The organism is Azovibrio sp. (assembly GCF_049658005.1).
Taxonomy (GTDB): Bacteria; Pseudomonadota; Gammaproteobacteria; order Burkholderiales; family Rhodocyclaceae; genus Azovibrio.
This window is the reverse complement of the sequence record NZ_JBASOH010000102.1, coordinates 1-6,262: the sequence shown is the minus strand read 5'-3', so window position 1 is coordinate 6,262 and position 6,262 is coordinate 1. Positions and strand designations below refer to the sequence as shown.

Here is a 6,262-nt window from a genome sequence, read left to right as displayed (position 1 = left end):
CACCAACGGCCTTGAACGCATCAACCGCGAGATCAAGCGCCGCACCCGCGTCGCGTCGATCTTCCCCAACACCGCCTCTTGCCTGAGACTCGTCTCCGCACTGCTCGCCGAGTGCGATGAGGAGTGGATGACCGGCAAGATCTATCTCAATATGAAAGACTGATCCCATCATCCCGATGACATCGCCTCGGATGATTTACAGAAAAAGGGTTGCACAACCGTCAGCTCTTCCCATACCGCTGATCACTGCGCCCACCCGACCCGTTCCGGTGGGCTTTGTCGTTTCTGGGGTTCAGTTCGTGATGTGCAACAGCCTGCTCAGTAGCGGCGAACGCGACTCAACAAACGGGTTGGCCACGGTCACGCCGCGCCAGGTAAAGCCGTTGTGAAAATCTTCCGAGAGCAGCAGCCGGCAGCGATTTTCTGCGGCGACAGCCAAAACCAAGGCATCCCATATTGGTAGCTGGTGGTCGACGGTCAGGTCCAGCGCTGATTGAAAAGCAAACCAGGTGGAGTCGGCCACCTCGAAGCTGTCAGCCCAACTCAACACGGCTTCACGTGTTTGCTCGGCAGAGCGTTTGGCTTTGCCCGTCAGAACACGGGAGAGTTCTCCACCACTTCGTGGCTGGACAGTTGCTCGACCAATTGCATGGCCGTGCTGCAACGTAGTTCATCGCCAACCCCTTCGGCATAGGCCAGGACGTTGGTGTCGAGGGCGACTCTCACCGATCAGCCCTCGTACAATTCATCACGCGTCCAGTTGCGAGCACCGCTGGCCTTTTGCTGACGCAGCCGCCCGAGCAAATCGCGCTTGGCGGACTCACGCTCACTGCCGCCAGAACGTGCGGGAGAAATGGTGGCGACAGGTTTGCCCCGCGACAGCACCGTAACGACCTCACCGGTCGCGACATCGCGCAGCACGTTGGAAAAGTGGCGATTGGCATCGCCGGCAGAAATGGTTTTCATCTGGTTTCTCAAAAGTAGTGTTCAGCACTACATTGTCGACATGTCGTGCGTGCCGTCAAGGGTTTGATCTTGCCTGGTTATCCGGATTTGAGTGTGTTTCCGATGTCTGAATCGGCATCCGTCATATTGGAGTAAAACCGGATTACATTGTGGGGGAACGCATGAACCAGATTGACCACGACACCGAAGAAGCTGTCAGGCGCTTCCTGACTTTGCTGGCCCCCAGCTACGGCATGGCGGGAGCCATCGTTTATGGCAGTCGTGCCCGTGGCACGCACCGACCCGACAGCGACGCGGACGTTGCCGTGCTGCTGACCGGTGAGCACCAAAGATTGCTGCCAACGACGTTGGCGATGGCCGATGTGGCTTATGACGTGCTGCTAGAAACGGGCATCAACATATCGCCCCTGCCCGTGTGGGTGGATGAATGGGAGCACCCGGAGCGTTTCTCGAATCCGGCCTTGCTGCACAACATTGCCCGCGAAGGGGTCAGGCTGTGAAGGCACAGGATTTGATGGCAAAAGCCGCTCAGGCTGCCGCGTCTGCCAAGGTGCTGCTCGATACCGGCGACACAGACGGCGCATGCAATCGTGCCTACTACGCCATGTTCGAAGCGGTCCCGCGCCGCGTTGCTTGTCTCGGGAGCCGAAATCGGCAAAACACACAAGGGCGTCCTCAATGCCTTTAGTGATCGACTCGTCAAGAACGGGCCACTGCCGAAGGAAATGGGGCGTCTCCTTAAACACGCAGAGACCTTTCGTTACGTGGCCGACTATGAAGGCGATCCGGTGGAACTGAGCGATGCGCAAGAAATGGTGGAACAGGCCGCGACTTTCGTCGCAGCCACCCGCCGCTGGCGTTGCCAGTCCTGCGGTAAGACCTTCATGGAGACGCTGCCAGCGGTCAACGCCAAGCGTGAAATGACGAACCGGCTGACCAAGTGGATCGGACAACAGAGTTTAAAGCGCACCTTCGCCAGCATTGCTGACGACACCGGACTGGATGAGAAGACCATCCGCAACATCTTCCGCGACTATGTAAACGAACTGGAAGCTGAATTCCGCTTCGAGACACCAAAGTGGATGGGGATTGATGAAATCCACCTCATCAAGCCGCGCTGCGTCGTGTCCAACATTCAGAACGACACCATCGTGGGCATGCTCCCAAACAGGAACAAGGACACGGTAGCAAAGTACCTGACCAACCTGCCGAACAAAGGAATGGTGCAGTACGTCGCAATGGACATGTGGACACCCTATCGCGATGCGGTGCAAGCAGTGTTGCCGGATGCTCGTATTGTCATCGACAAATTCCATGTTGTACGGATGGCAAATGATGCGATAGAGAAGGTCAGAAAGTCGTTGAGAGCTGACTTGATGCCAAAGCAGCGGCGAGGACTGATGCACGACCGATTCGTGCTGTTGAAACGCCAGCGCGACCTGACCGACAAGGAAGCATTGAATCTCGACGGTTGGACCAAGAACTATCCGGCACTGGGAGAGGCGTACAGACTCAAGGAGGGGTTCTTTGAGATTTATGAGGCCGCAACCGCACAAGAGGCAATGCAGCGTTACGAGGCTTGGTATCGAAGCGTGACGCCGGAGGTTCGTGAACCATTCTCAGACATTATCCGGGCATGGAGCAACTGGCAACCCATGATTCTGAATCACTTCGAGCACCATATCACATCAGGGTACGTCGAGTGTTTGAACGGACTCATCAGGGTGATGAACCGGCTCGGACGTGGTTACAGCTTTGAAGCGTTGCGAGCAAAAATCCTGTTTACGGAAGGAGCGCACAAACACAAACTGTCCCGCCCGAAGTTCGAGCGCAAACGGGAGCCAGAACTGGCCTACGGCCTTCCAGACGACGCCATAGGGTACGGTGTTCCAATGGTAATGGAGCGGGCTATCGTCCGTCCGCCCAAACCGCCGAAAGTGTTTGACCCACATGAACACGTCGGTCCACCGAAGAACTACGGTGCGGATATAAACACACTGATTCAATTACTCGAAGCGGGCAAGCTGTGAGGTCTAAAACACAGCCAAATCCGGATAACCCGGCCCGGCATTCGGACGAATCGATCCCGACACGCGGGTGGAAATCGACCGCTGCCTGGCCGTGTTCCTTGGCATTGCCAGGTAGCGCAGAGGCACAAAACCCGCCCAAGCCGCCTCAATGGGCAGGAGAATGGGCAGGAAAATGGACAGAAAAACGCGGCGCTACCCCGCCAACGCCCGGCCGCTACAGCCCGGCCATGGCCGTTTGATCCAATCCTTCCGGCCCCCGCCTCTGCCGTCCGGGGCTGACGGGACGAGCCTGCGCTATAATCCGCATTCATCCCAACTTCAATATCAGGCTGCTCTGAAACACGGCAGCCCTGGAGATCGCCATGAACATCGAGCAAGCCCGCTTCAACATGATCGAACAGCAGATCCGTCCCTGGGATGTGCTGGATCAATCGGTGCTGGACCTGCTGTTTATCATCAAGCGGGAGGAATTCGTGCCGCCCGCCTGCAAGGCCCTGGCCTTTGCCGACCTGGAATTGCCGTTGGGGCATGGGCAGGTGATGCTGACCCCGAAGATGGAAGCCCGCCAGTTGCAGGAACTCGGGGTGAAGCCCGGTGACAAGGTCCTGGAAATCGGCGCCGGCAGCGGCTACATGGCCGCCCTGCTGGCCGCCAAGGCCGAGCATGTGGTGAGCCTCGAGATCCATCCCGAACTCGCCGACATGGCGCGGGGCAACCTGGCCCGGGCGGGCATCACCAATGTCACCGTGGAAACGGCGGATGGTTGCGCGGGCTTCCCGGCCCGGGGGCCTTATGATGTGATCGCCATTTCGGGCGGCATTCCGGCCGTTCCCGCTGCCATCCTCGGGCAGTTGCGCCCAGGCGGGCGGCTGATCGCCGTGGTCGGCACGGCGCCGGTGATGCGGCTCCAGTTGATCCGCCGCACCGGGGAAGACAGCTTCAACACCGTGAATGTGCTGGAAACCCTGGCGCCCTGCCTGGAAAATTTCAGCCCCGCCCCGGCCTTCCAGTTCTGATGCAGCGCATCACCGCCCGCGCACTGGCCGACTGGCTGGCCGACGCCGCCCGGCCCCGGCCGTTCCTGCTCGATGTCCGGGAACCCACGGAATATGAGTATTGCCACATTCCCGGCAGTCAGTTGATACCCATGGCCAGTGTGCCGCTCCGCCTGCAGGAATTGCCGGCGCCAGGGCCGCTGGTCTGCATCTGCCACCATGGCGGGCGCAGCCAGCAAGTCGCCCTCTTCCTCGAATCCCGGGGCTGCAGCGGGGTGTACAACCTCGAAGGCGGCGTCGAAGCCTGGGCCCAGGTGGTTGATCACACCATGCCGCGTTACTGATGAGACGCCAATGACACGACTCGGCTGGCTCTTGCCCCTGCTCCTGCTGGCCTCTCCGGGTTGGGCCATGGACCTGATGCAGGTCTACCGCCAGGCCCAGGCATACGACGCCGCCTTCGCCACCGCCCGTGCCAATCTCGAAGCCGGCCGGGAACGCGGTCCGCAGGGGCTGGCCGGCCTGTTGCCCAGCCTCAGCCTGTCCGGCAACACCACCTGGAACGACAACGAGGTCGAAAACAATGGCGTCAAGACCGATCGCCGTTACAACAGCAACGCTTACACCCTGACCCTGAGCCAGCCCGTGTTCCGCTGGCAGAACTGGGCCGCTTATGATCAGGGCAAGCTTGGCGTGGCGCTGGCCGAGGCCCAGTTCGTGCAGGCCCGGCAGGACCTGATCCTGCGCGTGGCCCAGGCCTATTTCGATGTGCTCACGGCCCAGGTCAATCTGCGTGCCGCCCAGTCGCAGAAGGTCGCCATTGCCCAGCAACTAGAGCAGGCCAAGCGCAATTTCGAGGTCGGCACCGCCACCATCGTAGACACCTACGAGGCCCAGTCCCGCTACGATCTGGCCTGGGCTCAGGAAATTGCCAGCGAGAACGATCTGGAAGTCAGGCGCGAGGCGCTGCGGGTCCTCATCGGCGAGGTGCCGGCGCATCTTGCCAGCCTCGATGCGGCCAAACCCATTTTGCCCCCCCAGCCGCCCCAGCTGGCGCCCTGGGTGGAGGCCGCCCAGAAGGACAATACGGCGGTCCAGATTCAGCAGAAGAACAGCGAGATTGCCGCCAAGGAAGTCCAGCGGCTCCGGGCCGGGCACTATCCGACCCTCGATGTGGTGGCCAACGTGGGCCGCAACCACAATGCCCAGAACATCGGCGGGGTGGGAGATATCGACGCGAACAACATCGGTCTGCAACTGAACCTGCCGATCTACCAGGGCGGCGCGGTCTCCTCCCGGGTGCGCGAAGCGGCGGCAAACTACAATGCCGCGCTTTCCAGCCTGGAAGGGGCGCGGCGCAACGCGGCCCTGAGTGCCCGGCAAAGCTATCTGGGCGTGGTCAACGGGCTGGCCCAGATCAAGGCGCTGGAAGCGGCGCAGGAATCCTCCCAGGCCTCGCTCGACTCCAACAAGCTCGGCTATGAAGTCGGGGTGCGCATCAGCATCGACGTGCTCAATGCCGAACAGCAGCTATACCAGACCCGGCGCGACCTGGCCCGGGCCTACCACGAAACCCTGATGGCCCGCCTGCGGCTCAAGTCGGCCGTGGGCGCCCTGGATGAGGCGGACCTGCAGGAAATCAACGCCCTGCTGCAGGAAGATCGCTCCTGATCAGATCCAGGATGCGCCGGGTGGCACCCCGATGGCGCGCCCAGAAAGCAAGCCCCGCCTGCCCCATTTTCTCCCGGCTGTCCGGGTCTTCCAGCAAGGCTTCCAGCGTCTGCCGCAATTCGAGCGGATCGCGTACGCGCCGGGCGGCCCCCGCCGCGATGGCATCCTCCGTCGCCTGGCTGAAGTTGAAAGTATGCGGCCCCACCAGCGCCGGGCAGCCACAGGCGGCCGCCTCGATCAGGTTCTGCCCCCCCAGCGGCACCAGGCTGCCGCCGATGAAGGCCATATCCGCGAGGCGGTAATAGGCCGCCATTTCCCCCATGCTGTCCCCCAGCCAGACCTGATGCTCGCGGCCGGGCAGCCCCTGGCTGCGGCGCTGGCAGGCAAGACCTTCCTGCGCCAGCTGCTGGGCGACGGCCTCGAAGCGCTGGGGGTGGCGGGGCACCAGGACCAGCAACAAGCCGGGCCAGGCCCCGGCCAGCGCCTTCAGGACATCCAGGAGCAGCGCCTCCTCCCCCTCCCGCGTGCTGGCCGCCAGCCAGACCGGCCGCCGCCCCAGCGCCTGGCGCCAGGCCTGGCCCAGCGCCAGCAGTTCCGGCT

11 protein-coding genes are annotated in these 6,262 nt (G+C 61.8%); 7 read left to right on the top strand and 4 right to left on the bottom strand.

Annotated features, from left to right (window positions below):
- A partial coding sequence (locus tag WBH99_RS09305; protein ID WP_424219803.1) for a transposase occupies window positions 1-163 on the top strand: 163 nt, incomplete at its 5' end.
- A 129-nt stretch (window positions 164-292) separates the two neighbouring features.
- Here WBH99_RS09305 and WBH99_RS09300 read toward each other — a convergent pair.
- Genes WBH99_RS09300 through WBH99_RS09290 form a run of 3 tightly spaced genes read right to left on the bottom strand, consistent with a single transcriptional unit; the run spans window position 293 to window position 966 of the window.
- Window positions 293-595, bottom strand: coding sequence for a PIN domain-containing protein (locus WBH99_RS09300; protein ID WP_424219802.1), 303 nt, complete (start codon window positions 593-595; stop codon window positions 293-295).
- Window positions 592-726, bottom strand: a complete 135-nt coding sequence (locus WBH99_RS09295) for a hypothetical protein (RefSeq protein WP_424219801.1) — start codon at window positions 724-726, stop codon at window positions 592-594. Before WBH99_RS09295 ends, WBH99_RS09300 begins: the two co-directional genes overlap by 4 nt.
- A 3-nt stretch (window positions 727-729) precedes the next feature.
- Window positions 730-966: a type II toxin-antitoxin system Phd/YefM family antitoxin gene (locus tag WBH99_RS09290; RefSeq protein WP_424219800.1), complete on the bottom strand. Its 237-nt coding sequence runs from the start codon at window positions 964-966 to the stop codon at window positions 730-732.
- A 161-nt stretch (window positions 967-1,127) separates the two neighbouring features.
- Here WBH99_RS09290 and WBH99_RS09285 point away from each other — a divergent pair, with 161 nt between their 5' ends.
- From WBH99_RS09285 to WBH99_RS09260, 6 genes are all read left to right on the top strand, one after another.
- A complete protein-coding gene (locus WBH99_RS09285) occupies window positions 1,128-1,466 on the top strand; it encodes a nucleotidyltransferase domain-containing protein (protein ID WP_424219799.1) in 339 nt (112 codons plus the stop codon).
- Window positions 1,394-1,654 carry a HEPN domain-containing protein gene (locus WBH99_RS09280; RefSeq protein WP_424219798.1) on the top strand — a complete coding sequence of 87 codons (261 nt, stop codon included), beginning with the start codon at window positions 1,394-1,396 and terminating at the stop codon, window positions 1,652-1,654. Before WBH99_RS09285 ends, WBH99_RS09280 begins: the two co-directional genes overlap by 73 nt.
- Entirely contained in the window at window positions 1,557-2,996 is a 1,440-nt protein-coding gene (locus tag WBH99_RS09275; RefSeq protein ID WP_424219797.1) for an ISL3 family transposase, read from the top strand. Before WBH99_RS09280 ends, WBH99_RS09275 begins: the two co-directional genes overlap by 98 nt.
- Before the next feature lie 362 nt (window positions 2,997-3,358).
- Window positions 3,359-4,012, top strand: coding sequence for a protein-L-isoaspartate O-methyltransferase family protein (locus WBH99_RS09270; RefSeq protein WP_424219796.1), 654 nt, complete (start codon window positions 3,359-3,361; stop codon window positions 4,010-4,012).
- Complete coding sequence (locus WBH99_RS09265; protein ID WP_424219795.1) at window positions 4,012-4,335, top strand: rhodanese-like domain-containing protein; 324 nt, start codon at window positions 4,012-4,014, stop codon at window positions 4,333-4,335. The genes WBH99_RS09270 and WBH99_RS09265 overlap by 1 nt, the downstream gene beginning before the upstream one ends.
- A 10-nt stretch (window positions 4,336-4,345) precedes the next feature.
- Complete coding sequence (locus tag WBH99_RS09260; RefSeq protein WP_424219794.1) at window positions 4,346-5,662, top strand: TolC family outer membrane protein; 1,317 nt, start codon at window positions 4,346-4,348, stop codon at window positions 5,660-5,662.
- Here the strand turns inward: WBH99_RS09260 and WBH99_RS09255 are convergent.
- On the bottom strand, window positions 5,631-6,262 hold a 632-nt coding region (locus WBH99_RS09255; protein WP_424219793.1), incomplete at its 5' end, for a glycosyltransferase. The two genes, WBH99_RS09260 and WBH99_RS09255, sit on opposite strands and share 32 nt — an antisense overlap.

Excerpts from the sequence above, each read along its gene's own strand:
- WBH99_RS09290 (WP_424219800.1), bottom strand. The coding sequence starts at position 966 with ATGAAAACCATTTCTGCCGGCGATGCCAATCGCCACTTTTCCAACGTG.
- WBH99_RS09285 (WP_424219799.1), top strand. The coding sequence starts at position 1,128 with ATGAACCAGATTGACCACGACACCGAAGAAGCTGTCAGGCGCTTCCTG.
- WBH99_RS09280 (WP_424219798.1), top strand. The coding sequence starts at position 1,394 with ATGGGAGCACCCGGAGCGTTTCTCGAATCCGGCCTTGCTGCACAACAT.
- WBH99_RS09270 (WP_424219796.1), top strand. The coding sequence starts at position 3,359 with ATGAACATCGAGCAAGCCCGCTTCAACATGATCGAACAGCAGATCCGT.
- WBH99_RS09265 (WP_424219795.1), top strand. The coding sequence starts at position 4,012 with ATGCAGCGCATCACCGCCCGCGCACTGGCCGACTGGCTGGCCGACGCC.
- WBH99_RS09260 (WP_424219794.1), top strand. The coding sequence starts at position 4,346 with ATGACACGACTCGGCTGGCTCTTGCCCCTGCTCCTGCTGGCCTCTCCG.